At 66.9% G+C, this 1,056-nt stretch carries 2 protein-coding genes; both read left to right on the top strand.

Annotated features, from left to right (window positions below):
* Positions 1 to 838: sulfatase-like hydrolase/transferase (locus tag EOA79_RS32205; protein WP_206639303.1), on the top strand; the 838-nt coding region annotated here is incomplete at its 5' end.
* 17 nt (positions 839 to 855) lie between these two features.
* Positions 856 to 1,056: twin-arginine translocation signal domain-containing protein (locus tag EOA79_RS32210; protein WP_128293708.1), on the top strand; the 201-nt coding region annotated here is incomplete at its 3' end.

The raw sequence follows: 1,056 nt of genomic DNA on the forward strand, positions 1-1,056 counted from the left end.
CCACCCCTTCGCCCCGCCCCTGCCCTATTGCGACCTGTTCCGACCGGAGCTGATGCCCACGCCGACCATCCGGGCGGGCGAGCTGGAGCGGATGCCGGCCTATCTCGGCGAAGGCGACGATCCGACCAAAGTGCCCTACATCGCCTCCGGCGAGCAGCCGCGCGAGCAGGGCTTCCTCCTGCGCACCGACGATATCTCCGACGAAACGCTGGCCATCGCAATCGCCCACACGCATGGCATGATCCAGATGATCGACGATGCCGTCGGGCGGCTGCTCGTCGCACTGGACGACGTTGGCGTGCTCGACGACAGCTTCGTGCTGTTTACCGCCGATCATGGCGAGTTGCTCGGCGACCACGGGCTGCTGCGCAAGGGGCCACCACCCTACCGACAACTGCTGCAGGTCCCGCTGGTTCTTAGCGGTCCAGGCATCCGCGCCGGAACAAGCCTCGATGCGCTGACCAGCCACCTCGACCTGTTCGCGACCATCGCATCGCTGCTCGGCCTGCCGGCGCCCGCGACCGACGGCACCGATCTCAAGCCGCTGATCGACGGCCGGGTCGCCGACGTCCGCGACTTCCTGTTCGGTGAATATCATCCGCGACGTGACCCCTGCCTCTACAACCAGTCGATCATCTCCAAGGAGTGGCGGTTCACCCGCTATCCCAACCAGCCGGCCTGGAGGGAGCTGTTCGATCTTCGCGAAGACCCCTGGGAGCACTGGAACCTGTTTCCCGAGCGAGCACTCGGCGCGCAGGCGCGCGCGCTGAGCGCGGTTCTCGACCGGCGCCTGCCGCCACAGCCGCTGATGGTCAACGAAGTCCTTGGCGCCTATTGAACCAATGGGACAATGACATGAACGACAGAAGCGTCTTCTCTAGCCTGGACAGCATGAACCGCCGCAGCTTCATCAAGACGGCCGCTGCGGCTGCCTTCGCCACGGCGGCGTTTCCACATACCGGCCTTGCCGCGGCGCCGCGCAAGGGCGGCGCGCTGCGCCTTGGCCTCAACGGCGGCAGCTCCGCCGACACGCTGGACCCGACGCAGCTGATCGGC

This window comes from Mesorhizobium sp. M1A.F.Ca.IN.020.03.2.1, from assembly GCF_004023205.1.
In the GTDB taxonomy this organism is placed as follows: Bacteria; Pseudomonadota; Alphaproteobacteria; order Rhizobiales; family Rhizobiaceae; genus Mesorhizobium.